The sequence below is a fragment of the Nocardia arseniciresistens genome (assembly GCF_046764875.1).
Taxonomy (GTDB): Bacteria; Actinomycetota; Actinomycetes; order Mycobacteriales; family Mycobacteriaceae; genus Nocardia; species Nocardia arseniciresistens.
On record NZ_JBKORD010000012.1, the window covers coordinates 126,254 to 148,576 of the forward strand.

19 protein-coding genes are annotated in these 22,323 nt (G+C 67.0%); 12 read left to right on the forward strand and 7 right to left on the reverse strand.

Annotated elements, in window-relative coordinates; translation table 11 throughout:
* Positions 1-33: 33 nt before the first annotated feature.
* The 3 genes from ACLMAJ_RS22680 to ACLMAJ_RS22690 all read left to right on the forward strand — a co-directional run bounded on the left by ACLMAJ_RS22680 (position 34) and on the right by ACLMAJ_RS22690 (position 4,323).
* Positions 34-1,149 (forward strand): acyl-CoA dehydrogenase family protein, encoded by a 1,116-nt coding sequence (locus tag ACLMAJ_RS22680; protein WP_412015810.1) that lies wholly within the window; start codon positions 34-36, stop codon positions 1,147-1,149.
* A gap of 372 nt (positions 1,150-1,521) precedes the next feature.
* Entirely contained in the window at positions 1,522-3,012 is a 1,491-nt protein-coding gene (locus ACLMAJ_RS22685; RefSeq protein ID WP_412015811.1) for a class I adenylate-forming enzyme family protein, read from the forward strand.
* A 57-nt stretch (positions 3,013-3,069) separates the two neighbouring features.
* Complete coding sequence (locus ACLMAJ_RS22690; protein ID WP_412015812.1) at positions 3,070-4,323, forward strand: MaoC family dehydratase; 1,254 nt, start codon at positions 3,070-3,072, stop codon at positions 4,321-4,323.
* Between the two features lie 30 nt (positions 4,324-4,353).
* Here the strand turns inward: ACLMAJ_RS22690 and ACLMAJ_RS22695 are convergent, their stop codons facing one another.
* Positions 4,354-5,853: a FadR/GntR family transcriptional regulator gene (locus ACLMAJ_RS22695; RefSeq protein WP_412015813.1), complete on the reverse strand. Its 1,500-nt coding sequence runs from the start codon at positions 5,851-5,853 to the stop codon at positions 4,354-4,356.
* 319 nt (positions 5,854-6,172) lie between these two features.
* Between ACLMAJ_RS22695 and ACLMAJ_RS22700 the strand changes: the two genes are divergently transcribed.
* Entirely contained in the window at positions 6,173-7,372 is a 1,200-nt protein-coding gene (locus ACLMAJ_RS22700; protein ID WP_412015814.1) for an acyl-CoA dehydrogenase family protein, read from the forward strand.
* A gap of 105 nt (positions 7,373-7,477) precedes the next feature.
* Here ACLMAJ_RS22700 and ACLMAJ_RS22705 read toward each other — a convergent pair whose 3' ends face one another.
* The 4 genes from ACLMAJ_RS22705 to ACLMAJ_RS22720 form a co-directional block, all read right to left on the reverse strand.
* Positions 7,478-9,136, reverse strand: a complete 1,659-nt coding sequence (locus tag ACLMAJ_RS22705) for a thiolase C-terminal domain-containing protein (protein ID WP_412015815.1) — start codon at positions 9,134-9,136, stop codon at positions 7,478-7,480.
* A 73-nt stretch (positions 9,137-9,209) separates the two neighbouring features.
* On the reverse strand, positions 9,210-10,355 hold the full coding sequence (locus ACLMAJ_RS22710) for a thiolase family protein (protein ID WP_412015816.1): 1,146 nt from the start codon (positions 10,353-10,355) through the stop codon (positions 9,210-9,212).
* A 61-nt stretch (positions 10,356-10,416) separates the two neighbouring features.
* Positions 10,417-11,562: a CaiB/BaiF CoA transferase family protein gene (locus tag ACLMAJ_RS22715; RefSeq protein WP_412015817.1), complete on the reverse strand. Its 1,146-nt coding sequence runs from the start codon at positions 11,560-11,562 to the stop codon at positions 10,417-10,419.
* Entirely contained in the window at positions 11,562-12,326 is a 765-nt protein-coding gene (locus tag ACLMAJ_RS22720; protein ID WP_412015818.1) for a crotonase/enoyl-CoA hydratase family protein, read from the reverse strand. The genes ACLMAJ_RS22715 and ACLMAJ_RS22720 overlap by 1 nt, the downstream gene beginning before the upstream one ends.
* Before the next feature lie 218 nt (positions 12,327-12,544).
* On the opposite strand from ACLMAJ_RS22720, the gene ACLMAJ_RS22725 reads away from it, so the two are divergent.
* The 4 genes from ACLMAJ_RS22725 to ACLMAJ_RS22740 are packed head-to-tail and all read left to right on the forward strand — an operon-like array spanning position 12,545 to position 16,674.
* The gene (locus tag ACLMAJ_RS22725; protein WP_412015819.1) at positions 12,545-13,693 is read left to right on the forward strand and encodes an acyl-CoA dehydrogenase family protein; all 1,149 of its coding nucleotides are present in this window, start codon (positions 12,545-12,547) and stop codon (positions 13,691-13,693) included.
* A 10-nt stretch (positions 13,694-13,703) separates the two neighbouring features.
* The gene (locus ACLMAJ_RS22730) at positions 13,704-14,471 is read left to right on the forward strand and encodes an SDR family NAD(P)-dependent oxidoreductase (RefSeq protein ID WP_412015820.1); all 768 of its coding nucleotides are present in this window, start codon (positions 13,704-13,706) and stop codon (positions 14,469-14,471) included.
* Between the two features lie 11 nt (positions 14,472-14,482).
* Complete coding sequence (locus ACLMAJ_RS22735; protein WP_412015953.1) at positions 14,483-15,697, forward strand: acyl-CoA dehydrogenase family protein; 1,215 nt, start codon at positions 14,483-14,485, stop codon at positions 15,695-15,697.
* Entirely contained in the window at positions 15,694-16,674 is a 981-nt protein-coding gene (locus ACLMAJ_RS22740) for an NADPH:quinone oxidoreductase family protein (RefSeq protein WP_412015821.1), read from the forward strand. Before ACLMAJ_RS22735 ends, ACLMAJ_RS22740 begins: the two co-directional genes overlap by 4 nt.
* A gap of 100 nt (positions 16,675-16,774) precedes the next feature.
* Here ACLMAJ_RS22740 and ACLMAJ_RS22745 read toward each other — a convergent pair whose 3' ends face one another.
* Complete coding sequence (locus ACLMAJ_RS22745) at positions 16,775-17,638, reverse strand: mycofactocin-coupled SDR family oxidoreductase (RefSeq protein WP_412015822.1); 864 nt, start codon at positions 17,636-17,638, stop codon at positions 16,775-16,777.
* Between the two features lie 332 nt (positions 17,639-17,970).
* On the opposite strand from ACLMAJ_RS22745, the gene ACLMAJ_RS22750 reads away from it, so the two are divergent.
* Genes ACLMAJ_RS22750 through ACLMAJ_RS22765 form a run of 4 tightly spaced genes read left to right on the forward strand, consistent with a single transcriptional unit; the run spans position 17,971 to position 20,196 of the window.
* The gene (locus ACLMAJ_RS22750) at positions 17,971-19,116 is read left to right on the forward strand and encodes an amidohydrolase family protein (protein ID WP_412015823.1); all 1,146 of its coding nucleotides are present in this window, start codon (positions 17,971-17,973) and stop codon (positions 19,114-19,116) included.
* The gene (locus tag ACLMAJ_RS22755; protein WP_412015824.1) at positions 19,113-19,322 is read left to right on the forward strand and encodes a hypothetical protein; all 210 of its coding nucleotides are present in this window, start codon (positions 19,113-19,115) and stop codon (positions 19,320-19,322) included. Before ACLMAJ_RS22750 ends, ACLMAJ_RS22755 begins: the two co-directional genes overlap by 4 nt.
* Before the next feature lie 53 nt (positions 19,323-19,375).
* The gene (locus ACLMAJ_RS22760) at positions 19,376-19,564 is read left to right on the forward strand and encodes a ferredoxin (RefSeq protein WP_412015825.1); all 189 of its coding nucleotides are present in this window, start codon (positions 19,376-19,378) and stop codon (positions 19,562-19,564) included.
* The gene (locus ACLMAJ_RS22765) at positions 19,561-20,196 is read left to right on the forward strand and encodes a TetR/AcrR family transcriptional regulator (protein WP_412015826.1); all 636 of its coding nucleotides are present in this window, start codon (positions 19,561-19,563) and stop codon (positions 20,194-20,196) included. Before ACLMAJ_RS22760 ends, ACLMAJ_RS22765 begins: the two co-directional genes overlap by 4 nt.
* A gap of 68 nt (positions 20,197-20,264) precedes the next feature.
* On the opposite strand, the gene ACLMAJ_RS22770 is transcribed toward ACLMAJ_RS22765, so the two are convergent.
* Positions 20,265-22,310 (reverse strand): sensor histidine kinase, encoded by a 2,046-nt coding sequence (locus ACLMAJ_RS22770; protein WP_412015827.1) that lies wholly within the window; start codon positions 22,308-22,310, stop codon positions 20,265-20,267.
* Positions 22,311-22,323 lie beyond the last annotated feature (13 nt).

Below are 22,323 nucleotides of genomic sequence, written 5' to 3' on the forward strand. Positions count from 1 at the left end.
GCCCAAAAAGATTCGCCATCGTGGAGGAGTCGGGTGACTCTGACGTGCACCGAGGAGCAGGAAGAATTGCGCGCGACGCTGCGCCGTTTCCTGTCGGAGAAGTCGCCGAGCGCGGCGGTGCGCCAGTGGATGGAGTCCGAGCAGGGGCATGATCCGGCGGTGTGGCGGCAGATGGCCGAGCAGCTCGGCCTGCACGGCCTGGCACTGCCCCAGGAATACGGTGGTGCCGGCGGCGGTCCGGTCGAGCTGGGCATCGTGCTGGAGGAGATGGGGCGAGTGCTGTTGCCCTCGCCGTATTTCGCGACGGTGGCGCTCGCCGGTCAGGCGCTCACCGCCTCCGGTGATCATGCGGCGAAAGCGCGTTGGCTGCCCTCGATCGCCGACGGTTCGCTGACCGCCACCCTAGCGTTGGCCGAGGCGAGTGGATCCTGGCAGTTGGCCGATGTCGCGACCGTGGCGGCGCCGAGCGGCGAGGACTGGACTTTATCGGGCACCAAGATGTTCGTCGTCGACGGCGATACGGCCGACCTCGTACTCATCGTCGCGCGCACCGAAGCGGGGCCGGGATTATTCGCCGTGCGGGGCGACGAGGCGGGGGTAACTCGCACCCGGCTCGACACACTCGACCCGACCCGGCGCCTGGCCAGGCTCGACCTCGACGGCGCGGTAGCACGGCGGGTCGGACCGGACGGGGACGCCTCGGCGTACCTGCGCACCGTGCTCGACCTCGCCGAGGTGGCGCTGGTCGCCGAGCAGGTCGGCGGTGCGCAGATGTGCCTGGACACCGCCGTCGAATACGCGAAGATCCGGGTGCAGTTCGGCCGCCCGATCGGGTCGTTCCAGGCGATCAAACACAAGTGCGCCGACATGCTTCTACAGGTCGAATCCGCGCGGTCCGCGGCGTATCACGCGGCGTCGGTGGCCGCTAGCGACTCGACCGCGTTGCCGGTGGCGGCCGCGCTGGCCGCGGCGTACTGCTCGCATGCCTTCACCCACGCGGCTGAAGAGAACATTCAGATCCACGGTGGTATCGGATACACCTGGGAACATGACGCGCACCTGTATCTGAAGCGTGCCAAATCCTCGGAACAGTTGTTCGGAGATCCCGCGATGCACCGAGCCCGGCTCGCCGGATTGGTCGGTATCTGACTCGTCGACGCCCGACCGGGGCTGGGATGGCGCTGGTGCTATCCCAGCCTTTTTCTAGATCAGTGTCCTGGAAGCGTGTTCGAATCTTGTATGTAGCTGATCCTTACGCATTTCGTCGGTAGCGCTGAGTTCGGTCCGAAATGCGCGAATTTGTTATCCAAACAGGGAATTTCGTGACTTTCGCTGGCGCGATCCCGCCTGGCTGTGACCGATATCGCGTTCTTGCTGTTTGCGGGACAACTGACCAGCGGTTCTAATTAAGTGTACTTTATAGATGAGACGTGGCGATCTCGCGGCGCCTATCGCGCCGCCGGTCGATACGCATAACCCATCTCGCCGAGCAGGTGCTCGGTCTTTCGAAGGGCTGATCACGTGGGAATTCGAGACCGCCTGTCCCGCTTGCTTGCCGAGGCGCCCGCCGACGCCGATGCGATCGAGCACGCCGAGATCTGGTGGACCTGGGGCCGGGTCCAAGAGACCGCGGGCGCCGTGATCGACGCGTTCGAGACCGCGGGTCTGCCCGTCGAAGCCCGCGTCGGGGTCGTACTGGAGAACCGTCCCGAGCACGTCGCGGTGGTCGCTGCGGTGATCGCTTCGGGACGTTGCGTGGTGATGCTGAGCCCACTGCAACCCGCCGCGCGACTCGCGGCCGATATCGCCCGGTGCGCGCCACCCGTTGTCGTCGCCGGGGTCGAGGTGCTCGCGCGTGACGGTGTGCTCGGCGCCGTGACCGCCGCCGGTCTCGCTCTGGAGTTGGATACCGATGGTGCAGTGCGTATCGCGGGTGGTGCTGCACCCGTCGATGCCCCGACCAACCCGGGCATCGCCGTCGAGATGCTCACCTCCGGCACTACCGGTCCACCGAAGCGAGTGCACCTGAGCGTCGAACAGTTGGACCAGGCGCTCGCCTCCGGCGGGCAGACGCCCAAATCCGACCGGCTGCTGACCCGCTCGGCGGCGCTTGTCGCGGCACCGCTCGTGCATATCGGCGGGCTGTGGCGATCGCTGGCGTGCCTGGCCACCGGACGCCGGATGATCCTGATGCCCAAGTTCGTCCTCGAGCCTTGGTTGCGCGTCGTGGAGCGACACCAGTTGCGGGCGGTGAGCTTGGTGCCCGCTGCCTTGCGCACCGTGCTCGACGCCGACGTGCCGAAAGATCGGCTGGCGAGCCTGCAGGTGGTCACTTCCGGGACCGCGCCGTGCCCGGCCGAACTGGCCGACGGTTTCTTCCGCAGATACGACATTCCGGTCCTGATGACATACGGCGCAACCGAATTCGCCGGGGCGGTGGCGGGCTGGACGCTCGCGCAGCATCAAAAGTGGTGGGATGAGAAGGCGGGTAGTGCCGGGCGTGCGTTCGCCGGCGTCGAGCTGCGAGTGACCGGCGAGGACGGCGCGGAACTGCCGGTCGGGTCGACCGGTCAGCTGGAGGTCCGTACCGCGCAGACCGCGCAAGGCGCTCAGGTATGGGTCCGGACCAGCGATCTGGCGCGGATCGACGCCGACGGTTTCGTATGGATCGAAGGCCGTGCCGATGACGCCATCATCCGCGGCGGCTTCAAGGTGCAGCCCGAGCTGGTCCAGCGGGTGCTGGAGGCACACGCGTCCGTGCGCGAAGCGGCTGTTGCCGGGTTGCCCCACGCGCGCCTCGGTGAGGTGCCCGTCGCAGCGATCGAGGTCGAACCCGGACGCATCCGGCCCGGTGTCGCGGAGCTGATCGCCCTGTGCCGCAACCAGCTCATGCCGTACGAGGTGCCCGCGCACATCGTCGTCCTCGACGAACTGCCGCGCACCCCGTCGAGCAAGGTGAGCCGAGTCGAACTGCTGGACATCGTGCGAGCGCAGCTCGCGAATACGGCATGAGCGGCGGGGCCCGAATGCCACAAAGGACACAGCGTGACTGATCGAGGAGGATCCCAAATGACCAGCACCGAGGCAAATCGGGGCGAGCAGTTCGGTGTGCTGACCGACGAGGCGATCGAGCGGTCCCGCCGTCGGCTCGGCATTCCCAACCCGCAGCGCAATCCGCCACACAACTATGAGGTGAGCTGGGATGGCTTGCGGCACTTCGCATTCGGTTACGGCGATGACAATCCACTGTATTGCGATCCGGACTACGCGGGGCGGACCCGCTGGGGATCGCTGATCGCGCCGCCGACCTTTCTGTACACGATGGGGGAGGACGCGGCCCCGAAGCCGGATGCTGAAACCAAGGCTCTGCTGAGAGGTGACCCCTTCGCGGGACTGGGTTCCTACCAGGCGGTGATGGAGTTCGAGTGGTGGCAGCCGCTGCGCCCGGGTGACCGCTGCCGGGTGCTGCAGACCCAGGTGGGTGTGCAGCCCAAGCGCAGTAGCTTCGGTGGGCGCACCGCGCACGTCACCCAGGACTACCTCTACACGAATGGCCGCGGCGAGATGCTTGCCGTGCGCCGCGGTACCTGGATCAACGCCGAACGGCACGCCTCGAAGAAACAGGCCAAAGAGCAGCTCGCGCAGCAGCCCTATTCACCCGAGCAGCTCGCCGAAATCGACGCGGCTTACGCCGCCGAGACCAGGCGCGCCGCCGAGCCGCGCTACTGGGAGGATGTCGAGGTCGGAGAAGTGTTGCAGCCCAAGGTGAAAGGGCCGCTCACCACCACCGACTTGGTTGTCTGGCATCTGGGCTGGGGTATGCAGCTCACCCCGCCCGGCACGTTCAAGATCGCCGCGAAGATCCGGCGCAAGGCCCCTGGGCTCTATCCGCCCAACGGGCTGAACATCCCCGACACCGTGCAGCGCCTGCATTGGGAGCCCGCCCGGGCCAAGGAACTCGGCCTGCCCAACTCCTACGACTACGGCGGCATGCGCGAAACCTGGCTGACCCATCTGCTCACCGACTGGATCGGTGACGACGGCTGGCTGTGGAAGTTGCGCTGCGAACACCGCAAGTTCAACTACATCGGCGACACCACCTGGGTGCGCGGCACGGTCGTGGACAAGCGACAGTTCGACGGGCGCAACGAGATTCACCTCGAGGTGCGCTGCGAAAACCAGCGCGGCGAGGTCACCACCCCGGGCTCCGCGGTGGTGTTGCTCCCGACCAGGGATCGTGCGGTCGAACTCCCCAATCCGCCCGCCCCGGACCTCGACGGCATGGTCGCCCACGAACTGGACCGATTCAGCGTCACCGACTGAACCAGCACGCCGAACAGCGGGCCATACCGGTCAGTGCCACCACGGCACGAGTGCGTCCAGATGGCGGCGCATCCGATTCCGGGCAACCCCGGTATCGCCTTGCAGGATCGCGTCGAGGATGCGCTGGTGCGCGTGCTCGACCTCCTCGGCCGCCTGGTCGCCGGGCAGTGGCCGGTCCTGGCCCGCCGCGTGCCTGCGGAAGAGTTCGGTAATGATGGACAGGAACAGCGACAACACGGGGTTGCCTGCCAGTTCGGCCAGTTCGATGTGGAACAGGTCGGCTTTGCGCGGGTCCTCGGCGGGGCCCTCCGTCGGCCAGCGGACGGCCGCGCCGAGCCGCTCGGCCACCTCGTTGTCGCCCTCGGCGCGCCGGGAGGTGACCCGGGCGATGATGCCGAGTTCGATGGCATTGCGCACGATTCGCAGATCCTCGGCGGTGACGCCCTGGTATTCGAGGAACAGCGCCATGGTGTCGATGCTGGCTTGTGGCTCGGGTGCGGCGACGATGAGTCCGCCGCCGGGGCCGCGGCGCATTTGGGCGACCGAGTGGTATTCCAGCAGTCGGACGGCTTCGCGTAAGACCGCCCGGCTGATCCCGTAGCGGGCGAGCAGATCGGCCTCCGACCCGAGCACCATGCCGATCTGCCAGCCACGTGCGGCGATATCGTCGTGAATCCGGGCGGCGACCACCTCGGCGAGCTTGGCGCGCGGGCCCTCGACCAGTTCGGGTTCGATCACGTTGCCCGCGATGCGCTGTCCGTGGCGCACCCGGTGCTTCTCGATCCACTTCGCATCCGACTCCAGGTGCGCGGTCAACATCGTCTGGGCGCGGGCACCGTCGCCGTCGATCACGGCGTCGGCGATGGTGCGATGTGCTTGCCGGGATTCCGCTTTCGCGGCCAGCACGTCGGTTTTGGCGATCCGGCGTGAGGTGTGTGCGTAGCGTGCGGTCAGGCGCGTGAGCACGTCGATGAATAGGTGCAGCACCGGATTTCCGGACAGCTGCCCGAGCGCGGGATGTAGTGGGTCCTGTGATGCGATGCTCGGATCGTCCTGGTGAGTGAGTTCGTCGTCGAGGATGGCGCGCAGTTTGTTGATGCCGTCCTCGGTGATCCGGTCCGCGGCCAGGCCCGCGGCGATCGGCTCGAGCAGCAGGCGGGCCTGGAGCAGATCGGTGACGCTGGTGCCGACGTACTCGAGGTAGATCACGATGGCCCGCGTCGCAGGGCCCGCGTCGGGCGCGCAGACGAACAGGCCACCGTTCGGGCCGCGCCGCATCCTGGCGACCTGGTGATGTTCGACCAGTCGAACCGCCTCGCGCAGCACCGCGCGGCTCACACCGAAGCCCTCGCGCAGATCCACTTCCGATCCCAGCGATTCGCCGACGGGCCAACCACGGCGCATCACGGTAGCTTCGATGCGGTGTGCGATCTGCGCGGCGAGTTTGCCGACAGGTGCGCCGGGTTCGATGGGGGCCAGGCCGGGTTCCCGCTCGCTGTCGTCGGGCTCGATCTCGACGGCAGACGTCATGGGCCAACTCCTCAGGACTGAAGTTTTCGGATCCTCAGTCTAGTCGCCGACCCACATGACGACGGCTGCGACATGCGCGAAGACTAGGTTGGGGTCACTGTTTGTCGATGCATCGCCGAGCCGGTTCGCGTGTCTGCGCACCGCACGGAGGGTTCCGATGCGCATCCGCGTCACAGAAACAGCGCTGCGAAGTGAGTGTACTCTTTTGTTGACTTGATCGAGTAGTGTCGGAGTTCAACCCTGGCTGGTCGATCGATCGCAGAGTTAGAGTAACCCCATCATGGGGATTCGGCACCCGATGACGAGGAGTAGCTAAGCGATGCGGCTGGAGTCCACGCCAGAACTCGAGGCCTTCCGAAAAAGGGTGCGGGCCTTCGTCACCGAGCACGCCCCGGGTATCAAGGCGCACGCGGGCGTTCGCGCGCCCGAGCCCGAACTCATGCCCGCGATCCGGGAGTGGACAGCGAAGCTGTATGAGGCGGGCCTGCTCGGGATCAACTGGCCCGCGGAGTTCGGCGGCCGACCCGACGCGCATCCCCTCGAACCGTTCATCGTGGCCGAGGAGATCGCGCGCGCTCGAACATGGGCGCCGATCGGTGCGGCCGCGCTGGCATCGGCGGCCGTGATCGACTTCGGCACCGATGAGCAACGCGCGCGCCTGCTGCCGCGGATCCGCGCCTGCGCGGACGTGTGGTGCCAGCTGTTCAGCGAACCGGGCGCGGGCAGCGACCTGGCGGCACTGCAGACGCGAGCGCGCCGCGAGGGTGATGGTGCGGACGCGGTGTACGTGGTCGACGGTCAGAAAGTCTGGACCACCAACGGCCAGCATGCCGATATGGGTTACCTGCTCGCCCGCACCGATCGCGACGCGCCGAAACACAAGGGCATCACGGCCTTCGCGCTCGATATGCGCAGTCCGGGTGTCGATATCCGCCCGCTGCGCGAGATCACCGGAACCACCGACTTCAACGAGGTTTTTCTCGACGATGTCCGGATCCCCGTCGCGAATGTGATCGGCGAAGTGAACGACGGATGGCGGGTGGCGATGAGTAGCCTCGGCCACGAACGTTCTGGTGTCGCCGCGCGCGGGGTGGAGTTGTTCGGCATGCTCGACGACCTGCTGCATCTGGCCGAGGGCACCTCGATCGGCGACCGGCCCGCACTCGAGGATTCGGCGACCCGCCAGACAATCGGCGAACTCGCCACCCGGGCGCACGTCAACGCCGCGATGATCAACCTCGCCCAGTCGCGGATGCTGCACAACACCGAGCAGCCCTCCGACGCCGCCCTCGGCAAAATCTTCTTCAGCGAACTCAATCACGACCTGGTCGCCTACGGCATGCGGCTACAGGGCACCGACGGGCTGCTCACCGGGGCGGACCCGAACGCGGTGTCCGACGGCTGGTGGCAGGACGCGCACCTGTACTCGCGCGCCTACACGATCGCCGGTGGCGCCAACGAAATTCTGCGCACGCAGGTCGCGGAGCGGGGGCTCGGACTGCCACGGGAGCCGCGGTAGATCCGACCCATGGGCGGTCCGCCCGCCCAGAATCTGGGAGTGCGGCCGATCCGGTGGGCCGCCCGCATCCGAGCGTGCGGCCCTGCGGGGTACCCGAATCTTTTCTCAGTCAGCCCTTCTCAACAGCATCGCCCCGGACGGCACGCCACCGCCCGCCGTGACTACCGCGACCCGTGCGTCCGGCACCTGCCGCCCGTCGGCATCGCCGCGCAGTTGCAGCATGGCCTCCCGGATGAACCCGTAGCCGTGCAGCCGTCCGGCCGACAGTTGGCCGCCGTGCGGGTTGAGTGGCAGCGCGCCGTCGAGGGCGATAGTTTTGCCGCCCGCGATGAAGTCGGTCGCCTCGCCCGGCCCGCAGAAGCCAAGGCCCTCGAGCCAGGACAGGGCGTTGAAGGTGAACCCGTCGTAGAGCAGGGCGACGTCGACGTCGACGGGAGTCAGATCGGTGCGTGTCCACACGTGCGCCGAGGATCCAAGGGACTGGGGCAGGTGTGACAGCGTGTCCTGATCCCAGCTGAGTCGTTCGAGCATCGCGGTGCCGACGGCCTCGACCAGCACGGGCGGTCGGGGGCGGTCGGCCGCGGTGTCGATCGCCGAGACGATGACGGCCACCGCGCCGTCGCAAGGCACGTCGCAGTCGTAGAGCCCGAACGGCGTGGTGATCATGCGGGCGTTGAAGTAGTCGTCCATGGTCAGCGGATCGCGGTGCAGCGCTTCGGGATTGCGGCCCGCGCCCGCTCGCGCCGTGACCGCGATCGCACCGAGCGCCTCGCGTCCCACACCGTAGCGATGCATATAGTTCGAGGCGTTGCAGCCGATCCACTGCGCGGCCGACATGGCCCCGAACGGGGCCCGCCACTCCATCATCCCGGTGGCGCGACCGCCGTCGGGCCGCCATTGACCGGACCGGACCAGCGCGGTGTGGGAGGACTCCCAGACCGTGCGGAAGCACAGCACGTGCCTGCACAATCCGGCGGCGACGGCGAGCATGGCGGCGGTGACCGAGCCGATCTGCCCGGGCACCTCGCGCGCACCGTTGATCCAGGTGGGGTAGATCTGTAGCGCTTCGGCCAGAGCGGTGATCCCGCCCTCGCCGAAGCCGCCCGGTGCCGCGGTTCCCGGATAGGTGGACAGGCCGTCGATATCATCGAGGTCCAGTCCCGCGTCCGCGACCGCGGCCAGTGCCGCTTCGACGGTCAGCGCGATCGGGTCCACCATGAGCCGTCGCCCCACCCGGGATTGCCCGACACCGGTCAGTGCGACCTTGTCCTCGTACTTCTGCGGAGAAGCCATGGGCCGCAAGGCCGTTCGAACATCACGCGGCACGGGCAGCGGCCCGGCCCCCTCGGTCTCATGGTCCGGTTCGAACAAGGGAAGATACAGATCCTCCTGCTGTTCGAAGCGCACCCGAACCCGCATGCCGATATGCACCTCGTCCGGCTCGCAGCCGACGATGTTGGTCGTCAACCGGGCCCGATCGTCCTCGGCGAGCGCGACCACGGCCACCACATAGGGCGGCGGGAACGCGGGCAGCCAGGTCTGATGATTGACGCTGAAGCCGACGACGACCGCCCGCCCCGAGGTGGGTGCGAGCGATACCGCACCGCTGCGGCAGGACGGGCACAGCGGCATCGGTGGATGGAAATGCCGCCCGCAGTCGCCGCAGTGCGAGATTCTGAGAACACCGTCGGCGCCGGACCGCCAGAACTCGGCGCTGGCGAGCGTCGGTTGTGGCAAGGGGCGAACCGGGGCCGATAGGTCCATGGTGTTCCTTCGAATCGGGATACCGAAAAACTTAGCCGCCGACAGTTCTGCCGACGGCGGCTTCGAGCAGGTGTCAGTGCAGCAATTCGATGATGGTGGCGTTCGCGGTGCCACCGCCCTCGCACATCGTCTGCAGTCCGTAACGCAGGTTCTCGCGCCGCATCCGGGCGATCAGCCGCGTCATCAGGATGGCTCCGGAACCGCCCAGCGGGTGCCCGACCGCGATCGCCCCGCCGAGCGGATTGAGCCGCTTCGGATCGGCGCCGGTTTCGGCAAGCCAGGCCATCGGTACCGGCGCGAACGCCTCGTTGACCTCGAATGCCCCGATATCGTCGATGGACAGTCCAGCCTTGCGCAGCGCCTTCGCCGTTGCCGGAATCGGCCCGGTGAGCATCACGATCGGGTCCGCGCCGCTCACCGCACCGGAGTGGTAGCGCGCGATCGGGGTGAGGCCCAGCTCGCGAGCTCGTTCCGGGGTGGTGATGAGCAGTGCGGCCGCGCCGTCGGAGATCTGCGAGGAGTTCCCGGCATGGATCACGCCATCGGATTTGAACGACGGCTTCAGCTTGGCCAGCGTCTCGACCGAGGTGCCCCGGCGCAGCCCCTCGTCCACGGTGAACTTCCTACCGTCCACCTCGATCGGCACGATGTGATCGTCGAAGACGCCGTCATCGATCGCGGCGGCGGCTTTGGCGTGTGAGTCGGCGGCGAACTCGTCGATCTGCTCGCGGCCGAAACCCCATCGCTCGGCGATCATCTCGGCGCCGATGCCCTGGTTGAACTCGAACCCGTTGTAGCGAGCCAATACTCGGGGTCCGTAGGGTTGCCCGGTGGTCCGGTGTGAGCCGAGCGGAACCCGGGTCATCGTTTCGACGCCACCGGCGACGACGAGGTCGTACTGTCCGGCCATGACGGCATGCGCCGCGGAGTCGATGGCCTGCTGGCTGGAGCCGCAGGCCCGGTTGATCGTCACCCCGGGCACATGCTCGGGCCACTCGGCGGCGAGCACCGCGAATCTGCCGATATTGCTGGACTGATCGCCGATCTGGGTGACGCAGCCCCACATCACGTCGTCCACCAGGCCGGGATCGATGCCGGTGCGCCGGGTGAGTGCGGTGAGCACCTCGGCCGACAGGTCAGCGGCGTGCAATTCGGCCAGCGAGCCGTTGCGCTTACCGAGCGGTGTGCGTACCGCGTCGACAATGACCGCTTCTCTCATGGGTGGATCCTCTCGATGAGTTCCTCGGGGCCGCCCTGTGGCGACCCGGGTTTGATATCTGTCATCTCGCCTGCACGGCCGCGCCGCTGCCGATCAGTTCGTCGATGCCGCCGACCTCCCAGTCCGCGAATACCGCTCGGGTATCGGCGCCGACGGTCGGTGCGGTATGACCCGGATTCGACGGCGTCGCCGAAAAGCGTGGTGCCGCAGCGGGTTGCACGACGCCGTCGTGAGCGAGCACGCTCCCGCGCGCGGCCACATGCGGATGCGCGGCCGCCTCGGTCAGACCCAGAACCGGTGCGACACAGGCGTCTGTCCCTTCGAACAGGGTCGCCCATTCGTCCCGGGTGCGTTCCGCGAATCGCTTTTCCAGGCCACGCCGCAAGTGCGGCCAGCTCGACTGGTCGTGCTGCCGTTCCGGGTCGACGTCGAGCTCGAGCAGGTCGATCAGTCGCCGGTAGAACTTCGCCTCCAACGCCCCGACCGCGACATGCTTACCGTCCTTGGTTTCGTAGACGGCATAGAAGGGCCAGCCGCCGTCGAGCTGATTGACCCCGCGCTCATCGGTCCACGCGCCGCGCGAGAGTTTGGCGAAGGTGCTCGCGAGCAGGTGCGCGGTGCCGTCGACAATGGCCGCGTCGACCACTTGCCCCTGGCCGGTGCGCGCGGCCGCGTGCAGCGCCGCCAGTACACCGATCACGAGATAGCAGCCGCCGCCGCCGAAGTCGCCGAGAAGGTTGAGTGGAATCTGCGGGGGTCCGGCCGCGGACCCGATCGCGCTCAACGCTCCGGTGAGGGCGATATAGGTGATGTCGTGCCCGGCCGCGGCCGATAGGGGTCCGTCCTGCCCCCATCCGGTCATCCGGCCGTAAACCAGCCGGGGATTGCGCGCCAGGCATTCATGCGGTCCGATGCCCAGTCGCTCGGTCACACCGGGGCGAAACCCTTCGATCAGCACGTCGGCGCGCTCGACCAGTTCCAGTAGCGCGCCAGGCGCGTCCGGATGCTTCAAATCGAGTACCACCGAACGTTTTCCGCGATTGGTCACATCCGCGGGTCCGCCCGCGCCGACCTCGCCGGCGCGCTCGGGTCGATCGACGCGCACGACCTCGGCCCCGAGATCGGCGAGGAACATCCCGGCGAACGGACCCGGACCGATCCCGCCGAGTTCGACGACGCGCAGGCCCGCCAGCGGCCCGGCAGCCATCAGCGGCCCTGCCAGACCGGTGCCCGCTTCTCGGCGAACGCGGTCGCGCCTTCGGTGGCGTCGGCCGAGGCGAAGACCGGCGCGGTGATCTCGGCCTGCTTCGCCCAGCCCTGCTCCATCGTCCAGTCGGCGCTGGAGCGAGCGATCTGTTTGGTGGCCGCGATGGCGAGCGGACCGTTCTTCGCGATGGTCTCGGCGAGCTCCAGCGCGCCCTTCAGTGCGCCGCCCTCGTCGGTGAGCCGGTTGACCAGGCCGATCTCGGCCGCCCGCACCGCGGTAATCGATTCACCGGTCAGCAGCAGCTCCAGCGCGATCGCGAACGGCACGCGGCGCGGTAGCGTCAGTGCGGCGCCCGCGCGGGCGACCAGCGACCGTTTCACCTCGGGCACGCCGAACCGTGCGGTGCGCGCGGCCACGACGAGGTCGCAGGCCAGCAGCAGCTCGAAACCGCCTGCCAGCGCCCATCCTTCGGCCGCCCCGATCAGCGGCTTGCGCGGCGGGGTCATGGCGATACCGCACAGCCCGCGCCCCTCGATCGCGGGACTTTCACCGCGCAGGAACGCTTTGAGATCCATCCCCGCGGAGAACGTCCCGCCCGCACCGGTGAGCACCCCGACCCGCAAATCGTCCGACGCGTCGAGTTCGTCGACCGCGGCGGCGATCGCTTCGGCCACCTTGGCGTTGAGCGCGTTCTTCACTTCGGGGCGATTGATCGTGATGACCTGGATCGCACCACGACGCTCGACGAGCACCTCATCCGACACGTCTACTCCTTTGTACCGCTCTGACCGCAAATTGCTTAACAGGATACTTAATTCATTTTGGATCCTATCGCTAGTGCCGGAAAATGGTAAGGTCCCATCCAGAACCACTGAATGCGCATACTTAATACGTCGTGGGCCGAGTCTGATGAGGCACAGTTCCGACCCGCCGATAGTCGCGAGACGGCCCGGCGAAGCGCTCGCTGCGAGAAGGAGAATCGATGCGCCGGACGCTGTTCACCCAGGACCACGAGGACTTCCGTCTCCTGGTCCGCGACTTCCTTGCCCGCGAGGTGGTTCCGGCATACGAGCAGTGGCGAGACGCCGGTCTCGTCCCGCGCGAATTGTTCAACGCCTTGGGCGAACTCGGCATCATCGGCACCGCCATCCCGGAGGAATACGGCGGCGGCGGTCAGGACGACTACCGCTACAACGTGGTGATCCAGGAGGAAACCGCGCGAGCGAGCGTCACACTCGGCGGTCTTCGCACCCACCTGGATGTCGTCGTCCCGTACTTTCTCGGCTTGGCCGACGACGCACAACGGGCCCGGTGGTTCCCGGGCCTGGCCCGCGGTGAGCTCTACACCGCCATCGCGATGACCGAACCGGGCACCGGCTCGGACCTGGCCGGTTTGAAGGCCACCGCGGTCCGCGACGGCGACCATTTCGTGCTCAACGGCGCGAAAACCTTCATCACCGGCGGCTACCACGCAGACCTGGTAATCGTTGTGGCTCGTACCGCGACCGACCCGGACAACCGGCGCGCGGGTTTGTCGCTGCTGGTGGTGGAGAAGGGGATGCCCGGATTCACGGTGGGCCGCAAGCTGGATAAGCTCGGGCTCACCATCCAGGACACCGTCGAGCTGTCCTTCGCCGACGTCCCGGTGCCGGTCGCCAACCTGCTCGGCACCGAAGGAGCGGCATTCAGCCACCTCGGCCGCAACCTGGCGCAGGAGCGGCTGGCCATCGCGGTCGGCGCGGTCGCCCAGTCCCGCGCCGCGATCGAGATGACCATCGCCTATGTCCGTGACCGTAAGGTCTTCGGCCAGCCGGTCGCGAACTTCCAGAACACCAAATTCGAACTCGCGGCGATGGCCACCGAACTCGAGGCGGCCCAAGCTCTGCTCGACGCGGCGATCACGGCTCGGGTCGCGGAGGAGCTGAGCGTGGCGGACGCGGCCAAGACCAAACTGTTCTGCACCGAGATGCAGGGACGTGTGGTCGATCGCTGTGTGCAGTTGCACGGCGGCTACGGCTACATCCTGGAGTATCCGATCGCCCGGCTCTACGCCGACGCGCGAGTATCCCGTATCTACGGGGGTACCAGCGAGGTCATGAAGACCATCATCAGTAAATCCCTTGGCCTATAAGGAGTTAGACATGCAGATCGACGGTTGCTCGGCACTGGTTACCGGTGGCGCCTCCGGGCTCGGCCTGGCCACCGCGCGACGGATCATCGAGCGCGGCGGCAAGGTTGTCCTCGCCGATATCTCGGAGGAACAGGGTGAGAAGGCGGTCGCCGAACTCGGTGGCGCGGCGACCTTCGTGCGCGCCGACATCACCGACGAGGTGGCGGTCGGCGCCGCCCTCGACGCGGCTGAGCACAACGGTCCGCTGCGCTTCGTTGTGCACTGTGCCGGGCGTGGCGGCGACCGCACCCGCATCATCGGCAAGGACCGGACCCCGGGCGCGCTGGACACCTTCGCCGAGGTTGTGCGGGTCAACCTGATCGGCACCTACAACGTGCTGCGACTGGCCGCGTCCCGCATCGCGGACAACGAGATCGTCGATGGTGATCGTGGCGCCATTGTGCTCACCGCCTCTGTCGCCGCGTTCGACGGCCAGATCGGGCAGGCCTCCTACACCGCGTCCAAGGCCGGTGTGCACGGGATGACCCTGGTCGCCGCCCGTGATCTGGCCAGCTGGCAGATCCGCGTGAACACCATCGCGCCGGGTGTCATGGACACGCCGATGCTCGCGCGGTTGCGCGAGGATATCCGCGAGGGCCTGGCCGCCGACGTGCCGCACCCCAAGCGGCTCGGCGCCCCCGACGATTACGCGCGCCTGGCCGTGGAGATGCTGGAGAACCCGTACCTCAACGGCCAGACCGTGCGTCTCGACGGCGCCATCCGCATGGCCCCGAGGTGACAGCGGTGACCATGCGGGACCGCCGCGACGATCCGGCCGAGACCGATGAGCAGTTCCGGACGGGCCTGCGCGCCTTCCTGACCCGACATCATCCCGGCCGCGGGCCCAAAGGCCGCGGCGACCGGGTCGCCTGGCAGAAGACTTGGCTGGCAACCCTTTACGACGCGGGTTATGCCGGGCCGAGCTGGCCGCGCGAATTCGGCGGGATGGAGCTGAGCTTCGCCCGTCAGGTCATCTATCAGGAGGAGTACGCCAAGGCCAGGGTGCCGGGCCCGCTGGGTACCGGGCTCGGCATCGCGGCGCCGACGATCATCAAATACGGTACGGCCGAGCAGAAACAGCGCTTTCTGGGCCCGATGCTGCGCGGCGATCTGGTGTGGGCGCAAGGCTATTCCGAACCCGGTGCCGGGTCGGATCTCCCGGCCCTGCGCACCTCGGCGCGGCGCGAGGGCGGCGGTCCCGACGATCCCGCAGCGGAGTATGTGGTCAACGGGCAGAAGGTGTGGAACAGTTCGGCCGATATCGCCGACATCATCTTCACCCTGGTCCGCACCGGCCCGCCCGGCTCACGCCAGGACGGGATCAGCTACCTGCTGATCGACGCGCACGCCTCCGGCGTCAGCGTGCGACCGCTGCGCGATCTGACCGGCGACGCGATCTTCTGTGAGATCTTCTTCAGCGACGTGCGAGTACCGGTCGTCAACCGGATCGGTACCGAGAACGACGGATGGCCGCTGGTACGAACAAGTTTGGGCCATGAGCGGGCGGCCGGGGCGATGAACCAGGCCGCGTTGTACCGGCGCGTGCTCGATGAACTGATCGAGCTGGCGCACGAGCGCGGTGCGACGGCGGATCCGCTGGTGCGTGATCGGCTCGCGGACTTCGAGACGCGGGTCCAGATCATGCGGTTGACCGGGATGCGGACCATCACCGACATCATGACCAAGGGCGAGCCCGGTCCGGCGTCCTCGACATCGCGATTGTTCATCGTGACCTTCGAACAGGACCTGCACGAGTTCGCCGTCGACATGCTCGGTGCCCACGGCATTCTCGGCCGTGGCGATCCGCACGCCGTCCAACGCGGGCGCTGGGTGTGGGGCTTTCTGCGCACCCGCGCCTCTACGATCGGTGCGGGCACCGCTGAGATCCAACGCAACACCATTGCCGAGCAGGTCCTCGGCCTGCCGCGCGACCCGGCGATGCCGGATATGAGGAGGTCGCGGTGAGGGCCGCACGCTGTACGGAATACGGATCGCCCAGCGGCCTCGAGGTCGTCGAAGTCGACGACCTCGCACCGGGTCCGGGCGAGGTGCTGGTCACCGTGCACGCCGCGGCCGTCAATTTCCCGGATGTGCTGATCGTGGCGAACCGCTACCAGATCTCGGCACCGCTACCGTTCACCCCGGGCAGCGAATTCGCCGGTGTCATAGCGGCTTTGGGGCCCGGAGTGGACGGGCCCGCGGTGGGCACGCCGGTGGCCGGCGCGGTACTCGGTGGTGCGTTCGCCGAGCAGGTCGTGGTGCCCGTCGCCGCGCTTCGCTCGGTGCCCGACGGCTTGGATATGGTCCACGCGGCAGCGTTTCATGTCACCTACGCCACCGCGTACCACTCGCTGGTCACCGTAGGTCAGGCCACATCGGGGGAGTGGACGGCGATACTCGGTGCCGCGGGCGGGGTCGGCTCGGCCGCGGTCGATATCGCGGCGCGACTCGGGATGCATGTCATCGCGGCCGCGTCCAGTGCGGACCGGCTCGCGGTGGCTCGCAAGCTGGGCGCGGAGGGCGGCGTCGACTATGTGCACGAGGATCTGAAGACGCGAATCCGTGAACTCAGCGGTGGCGCGGGCGTGCATCTCGTGATCGACCCGGTGGGCGGCGACTACTCCGAGGCCGCGTTGCGTGCGTTGCGTCGCGGGGGCCGATTTGTCACGATCGGTTACGCCGACGGCAAGATTCCGCGGATACCACTGAATCTCGTACTGCTCAAGGATGTGGTGGTGCGCGGGTTCGAGATCCGGACGGTGCGTCAGTACCGCCCGGACGCGGTAGTCGAGGCCGATCGGGTCCTCGGACAGCTGGTTCGCGACGGGATGCGCCCGCTTGTCTCTACAGTCCATCGGCTCGAGGATGTCGCGGTCGCGTTGACCGATGTGGCCGAACGCCGCACCACCGGAAAGGTCGTCATCGATATGACGGCGCGGTGACTCAGCGCGACGTGAAACACATGTGATGCACCGAGTTTCGGTTCGATCACAGGAAGGGAGCCGCCGGAATCCGGCGGCTCCCTTCCTGTGAATTCGCGGTTCAGAACGCAGGCTGTTGCGGGCGCTTCTTCACATAGCCGCCCGAGTCGACGCGGTGCTGCATACCGGTGACCCAGCGGGATTCATCGGAGACGAGGAACAGTACGGAGTCCGCGACGTCCTCGGGTTCGATGTAGGGGTTGCCCATGGCGCTGGTCGCGGGGAACGAGGACATCGCGTCCTCGCGGGTCGGGTTGTCCAGGTCGGGCCGGAACGCGCGGTACATGATGTCGCTATTGAGCATGTCGGTATTGCAGTTGCCCGGGTGCACAGCGTTGACCCGAATCCGCCGTGGTGAGAGCACCATCGCGAGATCGTGGACGAACGAGGCGACATTACGTTTGGCGAAGGAGTAGCCCGTGCCGCCGGGACCGAGGGCCGGGTTGTCGGTGGTCGCGGTGGCCAGTCCGGCCAGTGACCCGGTCGCCACGATCGAGGCACCGTCGGGCAGATAGGGCAGAGCGGCCTCGACAGCGTGCACGACGCCGATGAAGTCGACGGTGACCGCATCGATGAAGGCCTGGGCGCTCTGTTGGTGTCCGAGCGGGGAAATGCCGGCATTGGCGACGACCGCGTCGAGCTTACCGAGTTCGGAAACTCCTTCGGCCACTGCGGCTTTGAGCGCCGCAGCGTCACGCACGTCGGCCTTGCGGGCGACGATGCGGCGGCCGAGCTTCTCGACAAGGCGCGCGGTTTCGTCGAGATCGGTCTGTCGGGACAGCGGGTAGGCGTTGCTGGCGATGTCCTCGCAGATGTCGACGGCGATGATGTCGGCGCCTTCCTGCGCGAGGCGCAGCGCGTGGGCCCGGCCCTGTCCGCGCGCGGCTCCGGTGATGAAGACGACCTTGTCCTGCACTCGACCCATCGTGGGTCTCCTTCCGTCGAGTCGGCGTCGGCCGCAGCCGCCGTCGAAGCCGGAGAGGCTCCACCCGATCCGCTGTGCGCCGGTAAAACGAGCCTAGTGAATCGCTGAATAAATGGGTAGCCCTAATGACCGCGTAGCGGACGCTATTGGTGACATAACGACGGGTTTCCCGCTGGGCGGGACGGAATCAGGTGTACACAATCTGGCCGCTGATATAGGGTTTGTGTGCCAGCGCACAGTTGGTTTGCGGCTCCGCACCGCGTGTTCGGTGGGAGCGGCGCGCCTCGGAATGGTTGTCCGGGGCCGCGCGATTAGGACAAGGGAGCGCGACGATGCCGTTACAGCCGTGGATGAAGTTGCTGTCGACCGACGACCATCTGATCGAGCCCCCGCGGCTGTGGACGGACCGGTTGCCGGCGAAGTATCGGGAGGCGGGTCCCCGCATCATCGAGCAGTCGCGCAGCGAGGGCCGAGCGCCCGCGGAGGTGTGGACCTACGAGGGCCGGATTTATCCGTACATCGGCCTGAACGCGGTGGCGGGCAAGAAGCCCGAGGAATTCGGTATGGAACCGACGCGCTACGACGAGATGATTCCCGGGTGCTACGACCCGAAGGCACGGTTGCGCGATATGGACCTGGACGGCGTGTGGGGTGCGCTGTGCTTCCCGTCCTTTCCGCGCTTCGCGGGCACCATCTTCCTCGAGGCGCAAGATAAGCAACTGGCGTTGCTGTCGGTGCAGGCGTGGAACGACTTCGTACTCGACGAATGGTGCGCCGCGGCACCGGACCGGCTCATTCCGCTGATCATTCTGCCGCTGTGGGACATACCGGCCTGTGTGGCCGAAATCCACCGGACCGCGGCCAAGGGCGCCAAAGCGATCTCGTTCCCGGAGAACCCGTCACCACTGGGACTGCCGTCGTTCCACACCGACCACTGGGATCCGGTGTTCTCGGCCGCCGAAGAAACCGATATGCCGATCTGCCTGCACTTCGGCACCTCGGGTAAGCCGCCGGTCACCGCTCCGGAAGCGCCGTTCGCGGTGACAATCGCGCTATTCGGCTGCAACTCGATGTTCGCGACCGCCGACCTGCTGTTCTCCCCGGTGTTCTATCGGCATCCCAAGCTCAAGGTCGGGTTGTCCGAGGGCGGCATCGGCTGGATGCCGTATCTGCTCGAGCGAATGGACGGCACCTGGGAGCGGCATCGCTTCTACCAGAACGTCAACCAGGAGACACGGCCCTCGGAGTTGTTCTTCAAGCACATCCACGGCTGTTTCATCGATGACCGATTCGGTGTGGAGGTACGCCACCATATCGGCGTCGAGCGCATCACCTGGGAATGCGACTACCCGCATTCGGACTCGTACTGGCCCAAGAGCCGCGCCTACGCCGCGGAGGTTCTCGCCGGCGTGCCCGATGACGAGGTGCACCAGATGGTCGAACTGAACACCCGCCGCCTCTACAACTTTCCAGCATGAGTAGGCGTCCGGAGTCCGAGCGGTCCGATTGGACCGATCTGGACCTGCTGACCCGCGAGGAGGCATACGGCCGGTTACAGGAGGAGATCGGCGAAACCGAGGCGCGCCTCGGCGAACTCGGTGACCCCGATCAGGCTGAACGCGAACTGCTCGAGGCACGGCTGCGGGCTCTGCGCGAGGTCGCCGACGACCTCATCGGATCCTGACGGCCCGAGCAGGCATCTCGGCGATATCGCCACCCGAGACTGGAGAGATTTCTATGAAGATCACCATTGACACGGCGCTGTGCTCCGGGCATGCACGGTGCGCGGCAGCGGCCCCCGAGGTGTTCGAACTCGATGACAGCGGCTATGCCCTGCCCTTGGAGGGCGAGATTCCGGCCGGCCTCGAGGAGGCGGCACGCGAGGGTGTGATGGCGTGCCCGGAGCGGGCCATCACCCTGAAGTGACTCCCGCCCAGGCGAGGGTCGAGGCGTTGATGTCCTCGCGTCGCTTGCGCGCGGATACCGAACGCAACCTCCATCGGATATTCGCCGCCACGCACGGATTGCTGTCCGATCGGGGGTCGGCGTTCAGCCTGGACGAGGTCGCCCGGCACGCGGGTGTGGGTGTGGGCACTGTCTATCGCCAATTCGCGAACAAGCAGGAACTCATTACGACGATGTTCGAGCGATACCTGGTCGACTTCGCCGGGGAGGCCGTTGACGCCGCACGCGATCCGGTCCCGTGGCAGGGATTGATTCGGTTGCTCGAATACGGTGGTGAAAACGTGGTGACGAACTGTGGATTCGGTGAAATGCTGCGGGCCGCGTGCGGCGATTCCACGCTCTTTCCATATTTTCGAGACGAGATAATACCGGCGGTTTCGCAGCTGCTCGCGCGCGCTCATTCGAATGCGGCACTACGCCCGGGAATCGACGTCGGGGATATATTCGCCATAATGACCGGCCTCGAATCAGCTGTCCCGGTGATTCGGCCACTGGACTCGTTGGGTTGGCGAAGACACCTGACGCTGGTGTTGGATGGGATTCGGGCCGACACCGCTGCGCGCATCCCCATCGCCGACCCATCCGACAAATAGTTCGGCCTGCCTTAATCGGTGGTTCGAAGTGGCAGATGTGCAGAGCCGCCCCAGCACAGTGCGACGGTCTACCACGCGCGCGGCAGCGGATCGGGGTCCACGGTGTGCGAGGGCGGTAGTGCGGTGAGTGCCCCGGAACCGTTCTCGGCGGCGCCGAGGGGTGGCGGGGTGTGGACGTTCTCCTGGGCCAGCAGGGCGGACGGGATGAGCACGATGACGCGGACGCCGCCGTAATCGGATTCGGCGAGCCGGATCGAAATGTGATGGCGGGCGGCCAGTCGGGCGACGACGAACAGTCCGAGCCGGGCGTCCGCGGACAATGCCACGAGACCGAAATCTGGTGGCTGGCGCAGGAGTTCGTTGATTCTGGCCATCTTGGCGGAGGGCACACCCATGCCTTGGTCGCTGATTTCGGTGACCACGCCCTTACCGACCACTTTGCCGGTGACTTCGACGCGTGATTGCGGCGGTGAGAAGGAGGTCGCGTTGTCCACCAGTTCGGCGAGCAGGTGGATGAGGTCGGCGACGACCGCGCCGAGCAGCTGCGTTTCGGGCAGCCGGGCCACTCGCACTCGGGTGTAGTCGAGGGTTTCGCCGACCGCGCTGCGGACCACGTCGATCAGCGGCACCGGATTGCGCCACTGCCTGCCCGGTCGGCCGCCGGCGAGAATGATCAGGTTTTCGGCGTTTCGACGTTCGCGGGTGGCGAGGTGGTCGAGTTCGAACAGGGTGTTCAGCAGCGCTGGATCCTCTTGCCGCTCTTCGGCTTTGTCGAGAATTTCGAGCTGACGGTGCACGACGACTTGGCTGCGGTGGGCGATATTGAGGAAGACCGCCTTGACACCCTCTCGGGTTCTGGCTTCGTTCACCGCACCGGCGACGGCCGCGCCGTGCGCGTGCTGGAATGCGTTGGCTACCTGGCCGATCTCGTCGTGACCGTAGTCCAGGTCGGGGGATTCGGCGTCGGGGTCGATGATTTCGCCCGCGTTGAGTCGACGCATCATGTCGGGTAGGCGTTCGTCGGCCAGTGCGAGGGTCTCCCCGCGTAGTCTCTCCAGTCTGCGAATGATCCGGTTCGCCAGCAGGATCGCGATGGCGAAGGCCAGCAGGCTGACTGCGATCACGCCGCCACCTGCCCACGCGGATTTCGTGGTCGCATCGGCGGCCTCGGCTTCGGCCAGCGTCTGGGCTTCCTCGTTCTGGGCGAGCCACGAAGCGATCAGGCCGCGGTTCACCTCCGTCGCGGCGGCCTGCCACTCCGTGGTGGTGAGGGGCAGCGCCGGCCACCCCGATTGGGTAACCAAGTGGTTGGCGTTCGGTGTCGGAGTAGCCGTATTGCGGTGGGCGAGTGCGTTTTCCATGGTGGTGATGCGCTGCCACGCGGGCCCGGCCATCAGCGCTTGCAGACTTCTGTGCTGCTCGGTGCCGAGCGAGCTTGCCAGAGTGGTCACTTCGGTGTGATAGAAACCGGTCTGGCGCCAGAACTCCTCCATCGGAATGGGTGGCGGGCCAGGGGAGGCGATGATCATGCTCGCCAGCGCGCTGCTGCGCGAGAACGCTTCGTCCACCAGGAACAGCCGTAGCCCGGTGGCGAACCGCAAGCCGAGCTCGGCATTCGGCGCCGTCGCGGCGATCACCTTGGAGCCGCTGGTAATGGCGTCGAGCAGACGGTTGAAGAACGCGTACGCATCGGCCGCGGGCAATTGGCCGGTATCGGCGGCCGTGCGCACCTGAGTCAACTGCGCGACCACGGCGATGAAGTTGTTCGCGGTGCTGCCTATCTTCGAATCGTCGACCTCGCGCACACCGTTCGTACCGCTCATGAGCCCCTTGAACGCGATGTCCAGCCGTTGCCGGGCCGGGCCGAGAGTGAGCGCCAACGATTCATCACCACCGAGCGCGGTCAGTGTCAATTGGCGTTCCTCCTGGACGGCCTCCAAGAATTGGCGCGTCGACGGAATCACCTGCCGGTTCTGCGAAGCCCACTCCTGGGCCTTATTTCCCTCGGCCACCAGGTACGCCGCCGCGCCCACGCCGACCACGAGCAGGGTCGAGCTCGGGACGAGCGCGATCGCCAGAATCCGTGTCCGGACCCCGAGCCTCGCTCTGAACATCGGCACAACGTAG

Bases quoted from the DNA above. Each gene is read 5' to 3' on its own strand.
- ACLMAJ_RS22690 (WP_412015812.1), top strand. From the start codon at position 3,070: ATGACCAGCACCGAGGCAAATCGGGGCGAGCAGTTCGGTGTGCTGACC.
- ACLMAJ_RS22695 (WP_412015813.1), bottom strand. From the start codon at position 5,853: ATGACGTCTGCCGTCGAGATCGAGCCCGACGACAGCGAGCGGGAACCC.
- ACLMAJ_RS22700 (WP_412015814.1), top strand. From the start codon at position 6,173: ATGCGGCTGGAGTCCACGCCAGAACTCGAGGCCTTCCGAAAAAGGGTG.
- ACLMAJ_RS22705 (WP_412015815.1), bottom strand. From the start codon at position 9,136: ATGGACCTATCGGCCCCGGTTCGCCCCTTGCCACAACCGACGCTCGCC.
- ACLMAJ_RS22710 (WP_412015816.1), bottom strand. From the start codon at position 10,355: ATGAGAGAAGCGGTCATTGTCGACGCGGTACGCACACCGCTCGGTAAG.
- ACLMAJ_RS22715 (WP_412015817.1), bottom strand. From the start codon at position 11,562: ATGGCTGCCGGGCCGCTGGCGGGCCTGCGCGTCGTCGAACTCGGCGGG.
- ACLMAJ_RS22725 (WP_412015819.1), top strand. From the start codon at position 12,545: ATGCGCCGGACGCTGTTCACCCAGGACCACGAGGACTTCCGTCTCCTG.
- ACLMAJ_RS22730 (WP_412015820.1), top strand. From the start codon at position 13,704: ATGCAGATCGACGGTTGCTCGGCACTGGTTACCGGTGGCGCCTCCGGG.
- ACLMAJ_RS22735 (WP_412015953.1), top strand. From the start codon at position 14,483: ATGCGGGACCGCCGCGACGATCCGGCCGAGACCGATGAGCAGTTCCGG.
- ACLMAJ_RS22745 (WP_412015822.1), bottom strand. From the start codon at position 17,638: ATGGGTCGAGTGCAGGACAAGGTCGTCTTCATCACCGGAGCCGCGCGC.
- ACLMAJ_RS22750 (WP_412015823.1), top strand. From the start codon at position 17,971: ATGCCGTTACAGCCGTGGATGAAGTTGCTGTCGACCGACGACCATCTG.
- ACLMAJ_RS22755 (WP_412015824.1), top strand. From the start codon at position 19,113: ATGAGTAGGCGTCCGGAGTCCGAGCGGTCCGATTGGACCGATCTGGAC.
- ACLMAJ_RS22760 (WP_412015825.1), top strand. From the start codon at position 19,376: ATGAAGATCACCATTGACACGGCGCTGTGCTCCGGGCATGCACGGTGC.
- ACLMAJ_RS22770 (WP_412015827.1), bottom strand. From the start codon at position 22,310: ATGTTCAGAGCGAGGCTCGGGGTCCGGACACGGATTCTGGCGATCGCG.